Source organism: Hylemonella gracilis (genome assembly GCF_004328645.1).
GTDB classification, from domain to species: Bacteria; Pseudomonadota; Gammaproteobacteria; order Burkholderiales; family Burkholderiaceae_C; genus Hylemonella; species Hylemonella gracilis_B.
Genome location: NZ_CP031395.1, coordinates 3,463,412 through 3,482,351, shown reverse-complemented (window position 1 = coordinate 3,482,351; position 18,940 = coordinate 3,463,412). Strand labels below are relative to the sequence as shown.

General features: G+C 64.4%; 18 protein-coding genes, 1 pseudogene and 1 riboswitch. Of the genes and pseudogenes, 14 read left to right on the top strand and 5 right to left on the bottom strand.

Translation table 11 applies throughout. The features are described from left to right. Nucleotides 1-16: 16 nt before the first annotated feature. Complete coding sequence (locus tag DW355_RS16200; RefSeq protein WP_131281637.1) at nucleotides 17-892, bottom strand: inositol monophosphatase family protein; 876 nt, start codon at nucleotides 890-892, stop codon at nucleotides 17-19. A 278-nt stretch (nucleotides 893-1,170) separates the two neighbouring features. Here DW355_RS16200 and DW355_RS16195 point away from each other — a divergent pair, with 278 nt between their 5' ends. After that, the gene (locus DW355_RS16195; RefSeq protein WP_131281635.1) at nucleotides 1,171-1,935 is read left to right on the top strand and encodes an RNA methyltransferase; all 765 of its coding nucleotides are present in this window, start codon (nucleotides 1,171-1,173) and stop codon (nucleotides 1,933-1,935) included. A 33-nt stretch (nucleotides 1,936-1,968) separates the two neighbouring features. Further along, on the top strand, nucleotides 1,969-2,742 hold the full coding sequence (gene cysE / locus DW355_RS16190) for a serine O-acetyltransferase (RefSeq protein WP_131281633.1): 774 nt from the start codon (nucleotides 1,969-1,971) through the stop codon (nucleotides 2,740-2,742). 214 nt (nucleotides 2,743-2,956) lie between these two features. Here the strand turns inward: cysE and DW355_RS16185 are convergent. The 4 genes and pseudogenes from DW355_RS16185 to yjgA all read right to left on the bottom strand — a co-directional run bounded on the left by DW355_RS16185 (nucleotide 2,957) and on the right by yjgA (nucleotide 5,449). Continuing rightward, nucleotides 2,957-3,834 (bottom strand): annotated as a pseudogene (locus tag DW355_RS16185) (EamA family transporter). Nucleotides 3,835-3,888: 54 nt separating this feature from the next. Continuing rightward, nucleotides 3,889-4,077: a sodium-dependent bicarbonate transport family permease gene (locus DW355_RS18570; RefSeq protein WP_431733185.1), complete on the bottom strand. Its 189-nt coding sequence runs from the start codon at nucleotides 4,075-4,077 to the stop codon at nucleotides 3,889-3,891. 96 nt (nucleotides 4,078-4,173) lie between these two features. After that, nucleotides 4,174-4,794: a molybdopterin adenylyltransferase gene (gene mog, locus DW355_RS16170; protein ID WP_131281631.1), complete on the bottom strand. Its 621-nt coding sequence runs from the start codon at nucleotides 4,792-4,794 to the stop codon at nucleotides 4,174-4,176. Next, the gene (yjgA, locus tag DW355_RS16165; protein WP_131281629.1) at nucleotides 4,787-5,449 is read right to left on the bottom strand and encodes a ribosome biogenesis factor YjgA; all 663 of its coding nucleotides are present in this window, start codon (nucleotides 5,447-5,449) and stop codon (nucleotides 4,787-4,789) included. Before yjgA ends, mog begins: the two co-directional genes overlap by 8 nt. Before the next feature lie 194 nt (nucleotides 5,450-5,643). Here yjgA and DW355_RS16160 point away from each other — a divergent pair, with 194 nt between their 5' ends. The 12 genes from DW355_RS16160 (at nucleotide 5,644) to DW355_RS16110 (ending at nucleotide 18,854) form a co-directional block, all read left to right on the top strand. Continuing rightward, nucleotides 5,644-6,066: an ArsR/SmtB family transcription factor gene (locus DW355_RS16160; protein WP_131281627.1), complete on the top strand. Its 423-nt coding sequence runs from the start codon at nucleotides 5,644-5,646 to the stop codon at nucleotides 6,064-6,066. Next, nucleotides 6,047-6,868 carry an SRPBCC domain-containing protein gene (locus DW355_RS16155; RefSeq protein ID WP_207388032.1) on the top strand — a complete coding sequence of 274 codons (822 nt, stop codon included), beginning with the start codon at nucleotides 6,047-6,049 and terminating at the stop codon, nucleotides 6,866-6,868. The genes DW355_RS16160 and DW355_RS16155 overlap by 20 nt, the downstream gene beginning before the upstream one ends. After that, nucleotides 6,829-7,029, top strand: coding sequence for an SRPBCC domain-containing protein (locus tag DW355_RS17905; RefSeq protein WP_431733184.1), 201 nt, complete (start codon nucleotides 6,829-6,831; stop codon nucleotides 7,027-7,029). Before DW355_RS16155 ends, DW355_RS17905 begins: the two co-directional genes overlap by 40 nt. Before the next feature lie 57 nt (nucleotides 7,030-7,086). After that, nucleotides 7,087-8,481: a metalloprotease PmbA gene (gene pmbA, locus DW355_RS16150; RefSeq protein WP_131281625.1), complete on the top strand. Its 1,395-nt coding sequence runs from the start codon at nucleotides 7,087-7,089 to the stop codon at nucleotides 8,479-8,481. Between the two features lie 8 nt (nucleotides 8,482-8,489). Further along, nucleotides 8,490-8,957: a hypothetical protein gene (locus DW355_RS16145; RefSeq protein WP_131281623.1), complete on the top strand. Its 468-nt coding sequence runs from the start codon at nucleotides 8,490-8,492 to the stop codon at nucleotides 8,955-8,957. A 354-nt stretch (nucleotides 8,958-9,311) separates the two neighbouring features. Then, a complete protein-coding gene (locus tag DW355_RS16140; protein ID WP_165493213.1) occupies nucleotides 9,312-13,373 on the top strand; it encodes a CHASE domain-containing protein in 4,062 nt (1,353 codons plus the stop codon). Then, nucleotides 13,370-14,380 (top strand): response regulator, encoded by a 1,011-nt coding sequence (locus tag DW355_RS16135; protein WP_131281619.1) that lies wholly within the window; start codon nucleotides 13,370-13,372, stop codon nucleotides 14,378-14,380. Before DW355_RS16140 ends, DW355_RS16135 begins: the two co-directional genes overlap by 4 nt. A 135-nt stretch (nucleotides 14,381-14,515) precedes the next feature. Further along, a riboswitch (guanidine-I (ykkC/yxkD leader) is annotated at nucleotides 14,516-14,622 on the top strand. A gap of 79 nt (nucleotides 14,623-14,701) precedes the next feature. Next, a complete protein-coding gene (locus DW355_RS16130) occupies nucleotides 14,702-15,760 on the top strand; it encodes a putative urea ABC transporter substrate-binding protein (protein ID WP_131281617.1) in 1,059 nt (352 codons plus the stop codon). Between the two features lie 92 nt (nucleotides 15,761-15,852). Continuing rightward, nucleotides 15,853-16,668: an ABC transporter permease gene (locus DW355_RS16125; RefSeq protein WP_131281615.1), complete on the top strand. Its 816-nt coding sequence runs from the start codon at nucleotides 15,853-15,855 to the stop codon at nucleotides 16,666-16,668. Beyond that, nucleotides 16,665-17,462 (top strand): ABC transporter ATP-binding protein, encoded by a 798-nt coding sequence (locus tag DW355_RS16120; RefSeq protein WP_131281613.1) that lies wholly within the window; start codon nucleotides 16,665-16,667, stop codon nucleotides 17,460-17,462. Before DW355_RS16125 ends, DW355_RS16120 begins: the two co-directional genes overlap by 4 nt. Then, nucleotides 17,459-18,208, top strand: a complete 750-nt coding sequence (locus DW355_RS16115; RefSeq protein ID WP_131281611.1) for an urea amidolyase associated protein UAAP1 — start codon at nucleotides 17,459-17,461, stop codon at nucleotides 18,206-18,208. The genes DW355_RS16120 and DW355_RS16115 overlap by 4 nt, the downstream gene beginning before the upstream one ends. 10 nt (nucleotides 18,209-18,218) lie before the next feature. Further along, nucleotides 18,219-18,854, top strand: a complete 636-nt coding sequence (locus tag DW355_RS16110) for an urea amidolyase associated protein UAAP2 (RefSeq protein WP_131281609.1) — start codon at nucleotides 18,219-18,221, stop codon at nucleotides 18,852-18,854. Nucleotides 18,855-18,940 lie beyond the last annotated feature (86 nt).

Genomic DNA, 18,940 nt, shown 5'->3' with positions numbered 1-18,940 from the left:
GAGACGCCCCAGGATTTCAGGCTGCCGGACGGGTGAGCTTGAGCTTATCGGCGTTCTGGCGTGCCAGCGCTTTTTCCTCGACGCCCGCGAACTTGCTGTACTTGTTGAGCAACGGCACCATCTGGCCGTAGATGCGCGGGTTGGCGGCCAGGCATTCCTTGTGTTCCAGAAAATCTGGTTCGCCGGTGAAATTGCCCACCAGGCCGCCCGCTTCGGTGACGAGCAGCGAGCCCGCAGCCACGTCCCAGGGTGACAGACCGGTTTCGAAGAAGCCGTCAGTGCGGCCCGCAGCCAGGTAGGCCAGGTCCAGCGCCGCCGCGCCCGGTCGGCGCAGACCGGCGCAGCGCTGCATGATGTCGCTCATCATCGCGAGGTAGCTGGGGAAGTCGTCGCCCTTGCGGAAGGGAAAGCCGGTGGCGATGAGGCTCTGGTCGAGTTCCGTGCGCTTGCTCACGCGCATGCGCCGATCATTCAGGAAGGCGCCACGCCCCTTGGTGGCGGTGAACAGGTCGTTGCGCGTGGGGTCGTAGACCACGGCCTGCTCGATCTTGCCCTTGACGGCCAGCGCGATGCTGACGCAATAGACCGGGAAGCCGTGGATGAAGTTGGTGGTGCCGTCCAGGGGGTCGATGATCCAGACGAAATCCGAATCTTGTGCGCCACGCGTGCGGCCCGTCTCTTCGCCCCAGATCGCATGACCGGGGTAGGCGGTCAGCAGGGTTTCGATGATGGCTTCCTCGCTCGCGTGGTCCACCTCGGTCACGAAGTCGTTGACCTGCTTCTGCGAAACCCGCACGGATTCCACGTCCAGCGCGGCGCGGTTGATGATGGCGCCAGCGGCGCGTGCGGCCTTGATGGCCACGTTGAGCATGGGGTGCAGGGTGGACGACATGGATTGTTTGGAGGAGCGGGCGGCGGGGCCGGGGGGGCTTGGCGATGCAAACCCGTGAGGGGCGCTATTCTACTTTGCCAGCCTCTTGCGTGCTTGGCCGGTGTTCCTGGTAAGCGCAAGCCGTGTCCCTGGGGCCGGGGCTACGGTTTGCGCTCAGCAAGAATGTTGGCGCACAACCAGTGGCATGCTGGCACGCTGCCTGAGCGGGAGCCGGGCGTGGCGACCCCCCACCCTGAAACGCCTGTTCCAGTCATTCCGAGCCAGCGACAATCGGTGCCATGACAGTGCCTTTCCGAACTCGCTTCATCCTCATCGAACCCAGCCACGCGGGCAATGTGGGCGCGGCCGCACGGGCCATCAAGACCATGGGCTTCGACGAACTGGTGCTGGTGCGCCCGCGCTGGGCCAATGTGCTGCGGCGCCAGGAAACGATCGAGCGCGCCAGCGGCGCCAACGACGTGCTGGACCGGGCCCGTATCGTCGAGACCCTGGACGAGGCGCTGGACGGCATGACCCACCTCTGCGCCACGGCCATGACACCGCGCGATTTCGGCCCGCCCACCCGCGCGCCGCGCGAGCATTTCGCGCAGTTCGTGGCTGCGGCACCCCTGGATGAGAGCCAGGGCATCGCCTTCCTTTTTGGCTCGGAACGCTACGGCATGAAAAACGAGGACGTGTACCGTGCCCATGTCTGCCTGAGCATCCCGACCCATCCGCGATTCGGCTCGCTCAATCTGGCGGCCGCGCTGCAGGTGATCGCCTATGAATGGCGGCAGGCGCTCTCGGCCCGGTTTGGCGGCTTCGAGATCGCACCTGCCACCGCGCCGCCCGTGTTGGCCGATGCCCCCCAGCTTGCCGGTCTGCTGAACCATCTGGAGCAGGCTCTGGTGGCGGTCGATTTTCTCGATCCGGCCGCGCCCAAGAAGTTGATGCCGCGCCTGAATGCCTTGTTCAATCGCGCGCAACTGACACAGGAGGAAGTCCATATTCTCAGAGGTGTCGCCAAGGCCATGCTCGAAACCGCCGCCCGGGCCAAGGGATAATTCCTCCCCCGCATCAGCAGAGAAGAATTACTCATGTTCGCCCGCCTGCGTTCCGACATCCAGTGCATCCTCGAGCGTGACCCCGCCGCGCGCAGCGCTTGGGAGGTGCTGACCTGCTACCCGGGCCTGCATGCGCTGATGTTCCACCGCTGGGCGCATGCCTGCTGGACCCACGGTTTCAAGTGGCTTGGGCGTTTCATTTCCCACTGCAGTCGCTGGCTCACGGGCATCGAGATCCACCCGGGCGCCAAGATCGGCCAGCGCGTCTTCATCGACCACGGCATGGGCGTGGTGATTGGCGAAATGGCCGAGATCGGTGACGGTTGCACGATCTACCAGGGCGTGACCCTGGGCGGTACCTCGCTGGTCAAGGGCGCCAAGCGCCATCCGACGCTGGAGACCGGCGTGATTGTTGGTGCCAATGCCTGTGTGCTGGGCGGCTTCACGGTCGGCGCGGGCGCGCGCATCGGGTCACTGGCCGTGGTGACCAAACCCGTGCCCGCCGGGGCCACGGCCGTGGGCAACCCGGCGCGCATCATCGAGGCGCAGGGTGAGGCGCAACGCGAAGAGGCCGCCGCGCGCATGGGCTTCTCGGCTTATGGCGTCACACAGAGCGACGATCCGCTGTCCCAGGCCTTGCGCGGCCTGATTGACAACGCGGCCGGGCAGGATCATCAGATCGCGCTGCTCTGGCAGGCGATCGAGAAGGTGTCGGCTGGACAGAAAGCGCGGGATTGCGTGCCTGACGATGCCGCGCGTGAGGAATGCTTCGAGCGCGAGAAGCTGAGTCAGTTGGTGGGCAAGTAAGGCAGCGGTGCGTCTGTGTTGCTGTTAGCTGCCGTGATGGTCTGCAGCAACTGCAAGCCAGCGCTGTTGGCGTAGCCCGAGGACGCGGGGTGGCGTCCTTGTGCGTTCCCTTTGAATCCCGATGATCCAACCATGCTGGCGGTGGACATGAGCGCAGTCTTTACCCCAAGTGCTCAGGCGATGAAGCAACGGTGGGCCGCCACTGGGTCCTGCATCACCCCTTGCGTGGCAGTCGGGCCGCCAGCACATTCAGCGCCAGCCCGCCGATCACCAGCGCGGTCGCCGCCAGTTTCCAGTTCTGCATTGCCTCGCCCAGCAACAGGCTGGACGCGCCCATGCCGAAGATGGGGATCAGCAGGGCCATGGGCGTGATGGTGGCGGCCGGGTGGCGCGCCAGTAGCCAGCCCCAGGCGCCGAAGCCGAACAGGGTGTTGCCCGCGGCCTGCCAGAGCACGGCGCCCCAGGCGCCCAGGCTGATGTGGGGCAGCGTGGCGGCGATCTGCGCCGGGCCTTCAAACCACAAGGCACAAAGTAGCAGCGGCGGCATGGCGAAGAGACTGCTCCACACCACGAAGCCCAGCATGTCCACCTTGCCGATGCTGCGCGAGATCAGGTTGGCACAGGCCCAGGACAACGCTCCCCGAGCGCGAGCGTCAGGCCGAGGGGCGTCACGTCCGCGTGGCTCTGATCAAAACTCTGCCAACCGATCAGCATGAAACCCAGGGTCGCGATGGCCAGCGCCGCCAGCTGGGGCAAGGCCATGCGCTCGTGCTGAAGCACGGCCACCAGAAGCAGCGTCATGAATACTTGGGACTGCATCAGCAGGGAGGCCAGACCCGGCGAGATGTCGTGTCGCATGGCAAGGAAAAGCAGGGCGAACTGCAGGCCCATGAACAGGCCGTACCCGATCAGGTACCGCCACGCCACGGCGGGGCGCCGAACGAACAACAGCAGCGGCAAGGAGCTCAGGGCGAAGCGCAGCGTCGCGAACAGCAGCGGGGGCATTTCACCCAGACCGACCTTGATGACGACGAAGTTGGTGCCCCAGACCGCGACCACGGCGAGGGCAAGCAGAAGATGGGAGAGCGGCAAGATCGGACAGACAGGTGGGACGCGGGTGGCGGGCCAGCGTCCAGGCCCGCCGCTTCAGTTCAATGCCGATTGTGCCAGCCAGGCGTAGAGCGGGATGCCAGCCAGGATGTTGAGCGGGAAGGTCACGCCCAGCGACATGCCGAAGTACAGCGCGGGGCGGGTTTTCCCCTCGCCTCGCAGTGGCACATCGTTTATCTCAAGGGCAAGCGACTGTCGCCGATTGCCGAGGTCTTTCGTCAGCATTTGCTGACCCAGGCGGGACAACTGGTGCCACGGGGCCCATCCTCGCGCTGACGGGAGGATCCCCGGCCGGGGTGGGCGCGGTGTACTGCGCCGCGTTCAGACCTGGGGGCGGATGGCCGATTTGGGTCGGAAAGACTTGCAGACCTCGTCCCGGGTTTCCAGGTAGGGGCCGCCGATCAGGTCCACGCAGTAGGGCACGGCGGCGAAGATGCCAGGCACGATCGATTTGCCGTCGGCGTCCTTCAATCCTTCCAATGTTTCCTGGATGGCCTTCGGTTGACCGGGCAGGTTGATGATCAGGCTGTTGCCCCTGATCACGGCGACTTGGCGCGAGAGGATGGCCGTGGGCACGAAGCGCAGGCTGATCTGGCGCATCTGTTCGCCAAAGCCCGGCAGGGTCTTCTGAGCTACGGCGAGCGTGGCCTCGGGCGTGACGTCGCGCGGGGAGGGGCCGGTTCCGCCGGTGGTGAGCACCAGCGAACAGCCCGCGTCCACCAGCTCGATCAAGGCCGCGCTGATCTGCGCTTCGTCGTCGGGAATCAGGCGCGACTTGAAGGTGATGGGGTTCTTCAGCGCGCGCGTGAGCCAGTCGCGCAGCGCGGGCAGACCCTGGTCTTCGTAGACGCCGGTGGAGGCGCGGTCACTGACGGAGACGATGCCGATCCGCACCGCGTCGGCACTGCCAGGGCTGCTCGTGGGCGAGGTTGTCTCACTCATCGTCGTGGGCCTCATCCATGAAGGCGTCGCTCTCGTCTGCCGTACCCGCCAATTGCGCGCGCAGCAGCTGGAACAGTTCGCGGTAGGCCCGGCCCTGACGCGGGGCCTTGCCCTGCGAGACCGCGGCCTTGTCCGAGGGCACGGCGTCCTTGCGGGCCTGGCGTACCAGGGCGCGCAACTGTTGGCTATCGGTGCCGGGGAAATCGACCATCCACCGCGCCAGCGCAGTGTCATCGGCGATGAGCTGGTCACGCCATTGCTCAGCGGTGTGCAGCAGGGCGGTTTCCTGGGCGGAGGGCAGGTGCTGCTCGGCCAGTGCAGCGCGGGCGGCATCCAGGGTCGCAGGGGGGAGCTGGCGCATGAGCTTGCCGACGAATTGACTCTGGCGGCGCCGGCCCTCGAAATTCGTGATGCGCTGCAGTTCGGTCAGCGCGTCCAGCAGCTTGTCGGGCAGATCGAGCCGGTTCAGCAGGTCGGCGCGCAGCGTGAGCAGCGCCTCGCCGAGTTTCTGCAGCTCCGTGCTTTCGCGCTTGAGGTCGGTCCTGCTGACATCGACATCGCCCTTGAGTTCGCGCTTGAGTTCCAGATCCAGCTCGCTGCCTTCCGCGACGAACTGGCCTTTGACGTAATAACCTTTGGTGGGCTTGCGGGACATAAGCCGGAATCATAGCTGCGCCGAATCCCCGCCCGTGCCATTGCACACGATCCCGCTTTACTTGTCGGGTGGCGTGCAGAGGGCGAAAAGACATCGAAAGGGGGCGATCGGGGAGGGGGCTTGACGTTTTCCCGGTTTTTATTTAACCTAATGGTAAATTATCTAAAAGGTTAAATAATCCAGGTTCAATGCCCATGCCCGACGGACTCAGTCAGACCTTCGCCGCGCTTGCCGACCCGACGCGACGCGCCATCCTGGCGCAGCTCGCGCACGGGGACGCGAATGTCTCCGACCTCGCGCTGCCCTTCATGGACGCCATGAGCCTGCCCGCCGTCACCAAGCACCTCAAGGTGCTGGAGCGCGCCGGCCTGGTGCGCAAGACCCGCGCCGCGCAATGGCGCACTTGCTCCCTCAATCCGCAGCCCTTGAGGGAGGCCACGGACTGGATCGAGGAATACCGCCGCATGTGGGAGGCCAGTCTGGACCGCCTCGGCGATTACCTGAACGAGCTGCAGGCGTCGCAACAAGTGCCGCTGACCGAACTCGACAAGCCGAGACCAATCCCGAAACCCAAGCCCAAAGGAAAAGGAAAACGCCATGCAGGCAAAAGCCAATGAAATCCGCATCGTTCGTGTTTACGATGCGCCCGTGAAGCTGGTCTGGGAGGCCTGGACCGACCCCCAGCATGTGGCGAAATGGTGGGGGCCACGGGGCTTCACGCTGACCACGCACCATAAGGACTTCCGTGTTGGCGGTTACTGGCGCTACACCATGCACGGGCCTGAGGGCAAGGATTGGCCTAACTACACGCGTTACCTCGAAATCGAACCCCTCGTGAAGATGGTCTACGACCACGGCGCGAGTGACGAGAACGCGCCGGCTCTGTTTCGTGTCACGGTCACCTTCGCCGAAGTGCAGGGCAAGACGCAGATGGAGATGACGATGGCGTTGGCCACGGCCGAGGCTGCCGAACAGACGCGGCAGTTCATCAGGCAGGCGGGCGGCAACTCGACCTGGGACCGGCTGGCCGAGTACCTGGCCGAACATCCTGTCGATGGGCAAGGTGGGCGTGGCAAGCAGGTCTTTTTCATCAATCGCTCGTTCAACGCACCCATTACTCGCGTTTTCGAGATGTGGAGCAATCCCCAGCACCTTGCGAAGTGGATGGCCCCGAAGGGCGCGAGCATGACGATACGCGGTGAAATTGCGCCGGGCAAGAGCCTGTATTCCACGATGAAGGGTGAGCATGGGACCATGCATGGCCGCGCGACCTATCGCGAGGTCTCGCCCCGATCATGTCTGAGGTCCATGCAGCGCAAGCCCGCATCGTCTACGAACAGCAATTCACCGATGAACAGGGCAAGGTCGCGCGGCATCCCATGGCGCCGACCTGGCCCGAGACCATGCTCACGACAGTGACCTTCTCGGAAGAATGGTCGAACGAGACCCGCGTGACCATCGAGTGGGCACCTCTGGAAGCCAGCGAGGTCGAGATTCAGACCTTCGTCAATGCGCGTTCCGGCATGACCGGGGGCTGGACCGCCTCGCTCGACCAGTTGGAAGAGGCGCTGCTCGCCTGAAGGGGGATCTGGCCGTGGACTGTGGCGTTGGAGGAGGGGCAAGTATCATTGCCCGCCATGAATTCGATGACCACACCGCAAAGCGGCTTCAGCTACAGCCGCGCCACTTTCGAGAGCCTGGTGGACCAGGCCCTGGACCACGCCAAGAAACTTGGTGCCAGCGCCGCAGGTGCCGAAGTCTCCGAGGGCTGCGGCCTTTCGGTCTCGGTGCGCCAGGGCGAGCTGGAGAACGTCGAGCGCAACCGCGACAAGTCCCTGGGCGTCACGGTCTATCTGGGACAGCGGCGCGGCAATGCCAGCACCTCCGACTTCTCCCCCGCCGCGATCGCGCAGACCGTGCAGGCAGCCTACGATATCGCCCGCTTCACGGCCGAAGACCCGGTGGCGGGCCTGCCCGACGCGGACGACGTGGTGGGAGTGGCGGAGTCCGGGCGCGACCTGGACCTGTTCCACCCTTGGGCCGTCACGAGCGAGCAAGCCGCGGACATCGCGCGCGCCACCGAAGCCGCGGCCTTCAAGACCGACAAGCGCATCACCAATAGCGAAGGCGCCTCGGTGTCAGCGCAGCAGTCGCATTTCTTCAGCGCCCACCAGGCCATGGACGATGGCGCGCCCGGTTTTCGCGGGGGTTACGCCAGTTCGCGCCACACGGTCTCGGTCTCACCCATCGCCGGCCGTGGCGACGGCATGCAGCGTGACTACTGGTACAGCTCGCAGCGCCACCCGGACGAACTGGCCGCGCCCGAGGCCATTGGTCGTTACGCCGCCGAGCGTGCGCTCAGCCGCCTGAAAGCGCGCAAGATCAGCACGCGCGAAGTGCCGGTGCTGTTCGAGTCGCCGTTGGCCGCCGGTCTGCTGGGGGCCCTGGTGCAGGCGCTCAGTGGTGGCGCGCTCTACCGCAAGAGCAGTTTCCTGCTGGACTCTCTGGACCGGCAGGTCTTGCCCGAGCACATTGAATTGCTCGAAGATCCCTTCATTGCGCGCGGCAAGGGCAGCTCGCCCTTCGACGAGGAAGGCGTGCGCGTCAAGGCGCGCAAGGTCATCGAGGCTGGACGCGTGCAGGGGTACTTCCTGAGCAGCTACTCGGCGCGCAAGCTGGGCATGAAAACCACCGGCAACGCGGGCGGCTCGCACAACCTCACGCTGACGTCGCGCCTCACGCAGCCAGGTGACGACCTCGACGCCATGCTGCGCAAGCTCGGCACCGGGCTCTTCGTCACCGATCTCATGGGCCAGGGCGTGAACTACGTGACCGGTGACTACTCGCGTGGCGCTAGCGGCTATTGGGTGGAGAACGGCCGCATCGCCTACCCGGTTGAGGAAATCACCATCGCGGGCAATATGAAGGACATGCTGCTCGGCATCGAGGCCGTGGGCGCCGATGCCTACAACTACGGCGCCAAGACCGTGGGCTCCATTCTGTTGAACCGCTTGAAGGTCGCAGGGAGCTGAGGCGCCGCATGCTGCCGGTTGTCCATTCTGAACAGGCAGACTGGCACCGGCGGCCGCCCTTCGCCATCCGGCGCAGGTTGCCGTTTCGAGCGCTTGGCTTATTGGGAGTGCTCACGCTCGCTGCTTGTGTGGTCGTTCCTCGCACGACGACCTCGTACAACGAAGACTGTCAGATCGTCGAAAAGCACCTTAACTTGGGCATGAAGGTGCTTGTCGAGCCACCAAATAATTGCACAAGTGAGGGATGTATGTATGTTCTGGGCTTGTATGGAGGCGTCGCAGCCGGCTCTGCGGTTGTTTCCGGCAGCATCGTTCTGGTGGGCAATACCATCTACTGGCTGGAGGAGCAAGGCAAATGCGATTGGCCCGCCGCCGCAAAGCTGAAGAAGCTGCCGGAATCCTGGCGCGCGAGATTCTTGGCGTCCACACCTGAGACTCCACCGGTCGTCCCTGTCTCTGCGGAGACCCGGGAATGAGCTTGGCGCATGGCCCCAGTGCGCTGACTTGAAACCACCAGGGACGGCTGGCCAGGGTTCCGGTCTCATCGGGCGCCTTCCACGCAAAGAGGCCCCCCGTTTTCTGCCGGATGAAACTGTGCGAAGATGACCCGACATGTCGCGCGATTGACCATGTAACCAATGTATCTCGGGACTCGGCTGAGCTGCCGGCCCGTCTGTGGTCCATAAGGTCAACTGCTGCGTGCATGGAAGAGCACCGAGTTCCTGATCTGGGGCGACTGTTGAGAGGCGGGCATCTGTCGCGTCCCGATGGTGCGCGCTTGATGAGCGGGCGAGGTGCAAGGGGGAGACATGCACAAGACATCTGGGCCCATGTTCTGGTCCGTGACCGTTTTCTCAACCGGATGCATCGCCGCGGCTCTGACGTGGTCCATCCTGACGGCCGCGCAGGAGGCTGACATTGCGTCTCGGTTCGATGCCCTGACGCAGAGGGTGGTCGATCAGCTGAAGCAGCATCTGACCCTCTATCAGTATGGCCTCAGGGGCACGCGTGGCGCGGTGATTTCCGCGGGAACGAACGAGATCTCTCACGCCGCTTTTGTCCGCTACAGCCAATCGCGCGACATTGCCCTGGAGTTTCCTGGTTCTCACGGATTCGGATTCATACGCCGGGTGCCCCGCAAAGATGAGGCGGCGTTTCTGCGTCGGGCGCGCATCGACCACGGTCCGGATTTCCAGATCAAGGAGTTGGCGGCGCACGCGGATGACCGTTTGGTGATCTTGTACATCGAACCCTTGGCTCAAAACCGTGCCGCCCTGGGGCTGGACATCGGCTCGGAGCGGCGCCGCCGCAGTGCCGCTGTCGAAGCCATGCGCGAGAACCGCGCGACGCTTTCTCAACCCCTCACGCTGGTGCAGGCGTCGGGCAAGCAGGATCAGGGCTTCTTGTTCTTCCTGCCTGTGTATTCCGAGGACGTCCGGGCGAAAGCACCGGAAGATCGCATGCGATCGGCCGTCGGCCTGGCCTACACCCCCCTCGTCATCGGCGAGGTTCTGTCCCAGATGGACGTGCCCTGGCCTCAGCTGGCCCTGAATCTCTACGACGCTGAGGAGCTGGGCGGACCGAGGCGTTTTTTCGCGTCATCAGCCGTGGATGTGCCTGCGGCCGAAGGGTTGACCCGGACCGTCGCCCTGGAGCTGTATGGCCGGCGGTGGTTGGTCGAGGTCAGTGCGACCCCGGTGTTCATCGAGGCGATGGCGCTCAATTCGCCTCGTTACGTGGTTGGGCTGATCGTCGGCACTTCGGCACTCATCGCGGCGCTTCTGTATCTCTCCCTCGTGAACGGTCAGCGGCGTAGGCGGGCCTTGATCGAAGATGCCAGGCTGGCCGCGATCCTGGACGGGGCGAGCGACGCCATCATCGGCAAAGACTTGCAAGGACGCGTCACCAGCTGGAACCGCGCGGCGGCGGAGATATTTGGCTTTGCCTCCTGGGAAGCCGTGGGCAAGACACTGAGCGACCTCATCATTCCGGCCGACAGGCAGGACGAGGAGGTGTCGATCCTCGCGCGCATTGGTCGTGGAGAAACCGTGGGCTCTCTGCTCACCCGGCGGCTGAGGCGCGATGGAACCCCGATTGAGGTCATGGTCACGGCTTCGCCGGTCCGCGACGCCGACGGGCGCGTGGTGGGAACCGCCTCGACCGTCCATGACATGACAGACGAACTGATTGCGCGCAAACGCATCCTTGAGCTCAATGCTTCCCTTGAAGAGCAGGTCAAGGAGAGAACCGCCCGGCTAGCCGCCAGCGAGCGTTTTTTGCACTCCCTGATTGATGCCTTGCCGGGACTGGTCTCTTACTGGGACACTGACATGCGGTGCCGATATTCCAATCGAACCTATCAAAAATGGTTCGGCCGCTCCCCGGAAGAAATGAATGGCATCTCGCGCCAGGAGCTGATGGGTGAGGATTTGTTTCGTTTGAACGAACCCTACATCCAAGGCGCCCTTCGGGGCGAGCCTCAGGTCATGGAGCGCGCCGTGACCCTGCCCGATGGCAAGACGATACACACCCTGGCCAACTTCCTTCCTGTTTTCGAGGACGGCGTGGTGTGCGGTTACATCGTGGTTTCGACGGACGTCACCGTGCTCAAGCAGGCGGAGGAGGCGCTGGTCAAGGCCAAGCAGAAGGCCGAGGATGCGACCCAGGCCAAGAGCGATTTCCTGGCCAACATGAGCCACGAAATCCGAACGCCGATGAACGCGATCCTGGGCCTGTGTTATTTGCTCGAACAGCACCCGCTGTCCCCCACGTCCCGCGAAATGGTGCAGAAGATCCATGCAGCGGGCAAAACCTTGCTGACCATCATCAACGATGTGCTGGACTTCTCCAAGATTGAGGCGCAGCACATGGTGATCGAGCAGGTGCCATTCCGTCTCTCAGACGTCTTGGACAACTTGGCCAGCATCATGTCCGCGTCCCTCGGGAGCAAGCCACTGGAGCTCATCGTCGGCCCGCCACCGGAGGGCACGAACTTTCTGATGGGTGACCGGTTGCGCCTGGGGCAGGTGCTGGTCAATCTCGCGAGCAACGCGATCAAGTTCACCGGGCAAGGCGAGGTTGAGGTGCGCGTGGACCGCCTGTCGGATACGGTGGACGGTCGTGTCATTCTGCGTTTCAGCGTTCGGGACACCGGGATCGGAATTGCGCCAGACAAGCAAGAAATGATCTTTCACGCCTTCAGTCAGGCGGACACCTCCACCACCCGGAGTTTTGGAGGCACCGGCTTGGGGCTGGCGATCAGCAGGCATCTGGTGGCGCTCATGGGGGGGCGCTTGCAAGTGCACAGTGCGCCCGGTCAAGGAAGCCACTTTCATTTCGAACTGCAGTTCGAACTCAGCAACCCCGTGGACAGTGCCTTGCCGGACATGACGCACCTGCGGGTGCTGGTCGCGGATGACCATGAGGCAACGCGCAAGGTGCTGGTCGATATCGCGCACAGCCTTGGGTGGCATGCGGACGCCGTGGATACCGGGGAAGCGGCCGTGGCTCGCGCCACCGAGTCATTGGCGGACCCGTATGACTTGCTCTTGCTCGATTGGCACATGCCTGGCATGGATGGCCTGGTCGCTGCCGTGCAGATCCGGGAATTGAGTCAGAACGAGACGGCCCCCATCATCGTGATGGTCACCGCTTACGAGCGAGAGCGCCTTGCAAGCCAGGACGGGGCCAAGGCCACCGATGCCATCATCTGCAAGCCCATCACCAGTTCAGGCTTGTACAACGCGGTGCTGGAGGCTAGGCGGCATCGGGGTGAACTGCGTTCGGAGACGGCCCGCGTGACGACCGCAAGACGCTTGCGGGACGTGCGAATTCTGGTGGTCGACGACAGTGACATCAACCTTGACGTCGCGCGCAATATTCTGGCCGGGGAAGGCGCCGTGGTTGCGTCGGCGGAGGATGGCCACACGGCCCTGGCGATGCTCAGGGAGCAGCCCTATGCCTATGACATCGTGCTGATGGATATGCAGATGCCGGTCATGGACGGGTATGTCACGACCCGGCTGATCCGAAGCATCGATGCGCTGGCTCGGTTGCCGGTCATCGCCCTGACTGCGGGGGCATTTTCGACGCAACGGGCGCTGGCGCTGGAGGCCGGTGTTGACGATTTTGTCGCCAAGCCATTCGAGGTTGACCAGCTCGTCCAGGCGATCCTGAATCTGGTGCGTCGCCCTGGCATCGGGAGTTCCGGGATGCAGGCGGATGGCGGGCACGCGTTACCACCACCAAGCGTGCAGCGCGAAGTTCTGGAGCCGCAGGTGCGGGTCGTTCCAGCGTCGACGCAAATCCTGAACGTGGACCGCGCCCTGCGCGTGTGGGGTGAACCCGGCAATTTGCTCACGTATCTGCGCAAGTTCGCCGCCAGCCACCATGTGACGGCCCGCCGTCTGGCGGAGCTCTCGCCCGAGCCCGCGGCGGCCTTGGCCCACCAACTCAAAGGAGCGGCCGCGCAGCTTGGCTTGGAGCAACTGGCTGGCTTGGCTGGAAGGATGGAGATCCTGCTGCGGGATGGTGAGAACGCTCAGGAGGTCCTGATGGCGTTGCAAAACGCGATGGAGGCTGCGTTACTGGCCATTGCCACTTACAGTGCCGATATCCGCGCCGAGGAGGTGCCGACGCCAGCGGCGGACGGGTCGTTGCCCGGTGCGGGGCCGGGTGGCCTGGTCTCGGGATTGGCGCAACTCCGCGAGGCTTTGCGCTCGGACGATCCCGCCATGGTTGAGCCTGTGCTGGAGGCCCTGTCTGCTCAGATTCCCACAACCTACCTGAGCGCCCTGCGGGCGGCGCTCGCGGCTTACGACTTTCGCGGTGCGGAGGGGCTGGTTCGAGAGCTCGCCGCAGGTGTGAACACAGAAAAGGAAATCGAGCCATGAAGGTTGGTCCCATTCTCGCCGTCGACGACGAACCCTTGAATCTCGACGCGCTCCGTCAGGTGCTGAGTCGTGACTATCGGCTGGTGTATGCCCGCAACGGACAGGAAGCCTTGGTCGCCGCGGGCGCGCATCATCCAGCGTTGATCTTGCTGGACATCCAGATGCCGGACATGGACGGCTACAGCACCTGCCTAGCCCTCAAGCGCAATCCGGCGACCGCGCACATTCCCGTCATCTTCATCACCAGCATGGGGGATGTCTGGGATGAAGCCAAGGGATTCGAGTGCGGCGCAGTGGATTACATCGTCAAGCCCATCGCGCCCGCGACGACTCAGGCCCGAGTGAAAACCCATCTTTCACTGGTCCAGGCCAGTCAGCTGGAACAGAGCTACCACGACGCGATTTCCATGCTTGGCAAGGCGGGGCACTACAACGACAACGACACCGGAGTTCACATCTGGCGCATGGCCTCGTATGCCCGTGAATTGGCCCTCGCCATCGGTTGGAGTGAGGAAGCCTGTCGGAACCTTGAACTGGCCGCGCCGATGCACGACACCGGAAAAATCGGCATCCCCGGTGAGATTCTTCGCAAGCCCGGGAAGCTGGATGCGCAGGAGTGGGAAATCATGAAGACCCACACGCGCATCGGTTACGACATTCTGCGCATGAGCCACTCACCGGTCTTCGAGATCGCCGCGGAAGTGGCCCTGCGGCATCACGAGAAATGGGACGGCAGCGGCTATCCGGATGGCCTGTCCGGCGAGGGCATCCCCGAGTCGGCCCGCATCGTAGCCATCGCCGATGTTTTTGATGCGCTGTTGGTGCGACGGCCCTACAAGGAACCCTGGCCCATCGAGCGCGTGGTGGCATTCATGCGTCAGGGAGCAGGGAGCCATTTCGACCCGCGCTTGATCGAGAGTTTTCTCACCATCCTTCCAAGCATCATGAATTTGAAGGAAAACTGGGATGTTTTTGAAGTCACCCATGGGGCCATTCAGCCGGGCTGATACCGCAGTCTCGGAGATGGCCGGCCACACCACCATGCACCGTGCCAGTGCGCCGTGGGCATACTTCTCTGCCTGATTTCTGGCATGGTGTTTGCATGGTTGAGGGCACGGGAGCGGCCTCAGCGCTGCATCACCTCAATGGCTGGCTAGGGTTCCGGTTCGTGTCGCAGGATGCGGATGTCTGGTCCGAGAGCTGGCGACCTCGGTTCGAGGTTACACGGCGGGACAAAAGCCCGGGAGAGAAGCAAGGCCACAGTGCCGTGCTGCTCCCGCGCCGTGCTCTTTTGTCCATTCAACGCCACCTCTTACCGGAGTGCCATCATGAATCTGCGTCGCCTGTTCGGTGTTTCCGTGCTCGGTCTCGCCGCCTTGCTGGGTCTATCGGCCCATGCCGCACCCAAGAAAACCTTCGATGTCTGCTGGACCATCTACGCGGGCTGGATGCCCTGGGACTACGCCCAGGCTTCGGGCATCGTGAGCAAGTGGGCCAAGAAATACGGCATCGAGATCAAGGTCACGCAGCTCAACGACTACGTCGAGTCCATCAACCAGTACACCGCCGGCAAGTTCGATGGCTGCACCATGACGAACATGGATGCGCTGACGATTCCCGCCGCGGGCGGCGTGGACAGCACGGCCCTGATCGTGGGCGACTATTCCAGCGGCAATGACGGCATCGTGCTCAAGGGCGCGGGCAAGACGGTGAAAGACCTGAAGGGCCTGGACGTGAACCTGGTCGAGCTCTCCGTCTCGCACTACCTGCTGGCGCGCGGGCTGCAGAGCGCGGGTCTGTCCGAGAAGGACGTGAAGGTGGTCAACACCTCGGATGCCGACATCGTGGCCGCGTTCGCCACATCGCAAGTCAAGGCCGCCGTGGCCTGGAATCCGCAGCTCTCCGAAATCAAGGCCGCGCCTGGCACGTCCCTGGTGTTCGATTCGAGCAAGATCCCCGGCGAAATCCTGGACCTGATGGTGGTCAACACCCAGACGCTCAAGGACAACCCGGCGTTTGGCAAGGCGTTGACCGGGGCCTGGTACGAGGTGATGGCGCTGATGAAGGCCAAGAACGCGGCCGCGCTCACGCACATGGCCAAGGCCTCGGGCACGGACCTGCCGGGTTACGAGGCGCAGCTCAAGACCACCGCCATGTACTACACGGCCGCCGACGCGAGCAAGTTCACCACCAGCGCCGAGCTGCCGGCCATCATGAAGCGCGTCTCGCAGTTCTCCTTCGAGAAGGGTCTGCTGGGCGACGGCGCCAAGAGCGCGGACGCGATCGGCGTGGCGTTCCCCGGCGGCAAGGTCAATGGCAACGCCAAGAACGTGAAGCTGCGCTTCGACGCGACTTACATGCAACAGGCCGCCGAAGGCAAGCTCTGAGCACCGGACGCACCCGGCCGTTGACCGTGGCCGGGCCGACTCGCCGGATGGAACGCCGGCGGCTCCCTGCCCACGTTTGAAGGAAGGTCCCCATGCGATTCATCAACCGTCAACCCGGTCGAGGTGGGCGCTGGCTGCTGGCGCTGTTGCCGCTGATCCTGTTCGCGTTGGTCTACGGCATCGCCTCGGCGGCGCGCCTGACCGACAACCCGGACGACAAACTGCTGCCCGGCCTGACGCAGATGGTGAACGCCATGGCCCGCATGGCCTTCGAGGCCGACAAGCGCAGCGGCGAGTATCTGCTATGGAGCGACACCGCGGCCAGCCTGATCCGCCTGGGCCTGGGTCTGGGCATCGCGGCCTTGATGGGACTGGTGTTTGGCGTGGCGGCGGGCGTGTTCCCCCTGCTGCGCGCGCCCTTGTCGCCGATGATGACGGTGGTCTCCATGGTGCCGCCGCTGGCTGTGCTGCCCATCCTGTTCATCGTCTTTGGCCTGGATGAACTGTCCAAGGTCATGCTGATCGTGATTGGCGTCGCGCCCATCCTGGCGCGTGACCTGGAGCAGCGCGCGCGCGAGATCCCGCAGGAGCTGTTCGTGAAGGCCCAGACCCTGGGCGCCAACAGCTGGACGCTGGTCTTGCGCGTGGTGCTGCCGCAGCTGTTGTCTCGCCTGCTGGTGTCGCTGCGGCTGATGCTGGGCTCGGCCTGGCTGTTCCTGATCTCGGCGGAGGCGATTTCCGCGACGGCCGGCTTGGGCTACCGCATCTTCCTCGTACGCCGTTACCTGGCCATGGACGTGATCCTGCCCTACGTGGTCTGGATCACGCTGCTGGCCTGGTTGATGGATTGGGGCCTGCGCGGGCTCAACCGCTGGCTGTTTCCGTGGTCGGAAGGAGGTCGGACATGAGTACCTACCTCGACATCCGCAACGTCTGGCAGCGTTACGGCGAGCATGTAGTGCTCGAGGGCCTGAACCTCGCCGTGGACGAAGGCGAGTTCTGCACCCTGGTGGGCGCCTCAGGCTGCGGCAAGTCCACCTTTCTGCGCCTGCTGCTGGGGCAGGAGCGCCCCAGCAAGGGGCAGTTGCTGCTGCAGGAGCGACCTTTGTGTGACGAACCCGACGCTGACCGGGGCGTGGTGTTCCAACGCTATTCGGTGTTCCCGCACCTGACCGTGCTGGACAACGTGGCCCTGGGGCTGGAACTGCCGCGCGCGCGGCTGACCGGGCGACTGTGGGGCAAGGCCAAGAAAGAAGCGCGTGCGCAGGCCGCGCAGATGCTGGAGCGCGTGGGCCTGGGCGCCGCCTTGCGTCAGTACCCCAGCCAGCTGTCGGGCGGCATGCAGCAGCGCCTGGCCATCGCGCAGGCCTTGATCGCGCGCCCGCGCCTGCTGCTGCTGGACGAGCCCTTCGGCGCGCTCGACCCCGGCATCCGCAAGGACATGCATGCGCTGCTGCTGGACCTGTGGCGCGAAACGGGCTTGACGGTCTTCATGGTCACGCACGACCTGAGCGAGGGCTTTCACCTGGGCACGCGCCTGCTTGTCTTCGACAAGGTGCGCCACGACCCCCACGCGCCACTGGCCTACGGCGCGCGCATCACCTACGACATCCGGCTCAATGCCGACCGCAAGTCGGCCCGCGAGGCGATCGCCGCCTTGCCGCCGCATCTGCTGAACGAACATCGCCAGGAGGCTGAATGAACCTGAACCCTGAACCGCGCGACGAGGCATTGGCCCTGCGCGCCGAACTCTACGAGGAGACGGTGCCCGGAGGCGGCCACCTGTCTTTCGTGCTCCAGCGCGGCCAGACGCTGCGCCTCACCGACCTGACTGGCGGCGCCAACGTCAGCCTGATGCTGCTCAACGCCCACGCGCACAGCGAGCGCCTGAACCTGCCAGACACGCTCAAGGGCCAGCACACCGCCAAGCTCACCGCGGGTCATTGCCTGTACTCGGACATGGGCCGCGTGCTGGCCGCCATCACCGCCGACAGCTGCGGCTGGCACGACAGCCTGGGCGGCGTGCTGGACGCGGCCGAGGTGCGCGAGAAGTACGGCAGCGGTCGTTACCAGGAACTGCGCAATGGCTTCTTCCGCAATGGCGTGGACAACCTGCTGGTCGAAATGGGCAAGTGGAACCTGGACCTGCCCGACCTGCTGATGGTGCTCAACCTGTTCAGCAAGGTCACGGTCGATGCCGAGGGCGCTTTCCATTTCGTGTCCGACAACTCCCAGCCCGGCGACTACGTCGAGTTGTACGCGCCCATGGACACGCTGGTCGTGCTGACGGCCCTGCAACATCCGATGGACCCGAACCCGGAGTACGCGCCCCGCCCGGTGCGGCTCAACTGGCGCACCGACAAGGGCGGTGACCCGGCTGCGGCGTGCCGCGGCTCGCGTCCCGAGAACACACGCGCCTTCCACAACACCGAACGGCTTTTTCTGTGAGGAGCCTCGCATGACACTCACCGCCAGCACCCTGCGGGCCGAGCAGGCCCATTTCCGCCACGTCATTCCGGCCGGCGAACCCTATCTGTTCGAGGTGAAACGGGGCCAGACCCTGCGCATCCTCGACCTCGAGGGTAACCAGGCCGTGGACACCCTGTTCTACAGCGCGACCAACCCGCGCGAGCGTTATGACGCGCAGCGCACCCTGCGTCGACAAAACCGGGTCTACCTGAGCACCGGCACGGTGCTCTACTCCAACCGAGGCAATCCGCTGCTGACCATCGTGGCCGACACCTGCGGCCGCCACGACACCCTGGGCGGCGCCTGCGCGCAGGAGAGCAACAGCGTGCGTTACGCCCTGGGCAAGCGTTACATGCACAGCTGCCGCGACAACTTCCTCTGCGCCTGCCTGCACGACGGGCGCCTGGGCAAGCGCGACATCGGCGCCAACATCAACTTCTTCATGAACGTGCCCGTGACGCCCGAGGGTGGCCTGACCTTCGAAGACGGTATCTCCGCGCCCGGCAAGTACGTGGAACTGCGCGCCGAGATGGACGTGATCACCCTGATCTCCAACTGCCCGCAGCTCAACAACCCCTGCAATGGCTGGAACCCGACGCCGGCCGAGGTGCTGGTCTGGAATTGACCCGCCGCGAACGCGAGACCCTGACAGCAGTCTGCTCCCGCCATGGACGGCCATGGCGTGGTTTCACCAGCGCGGGACGGCCCGCC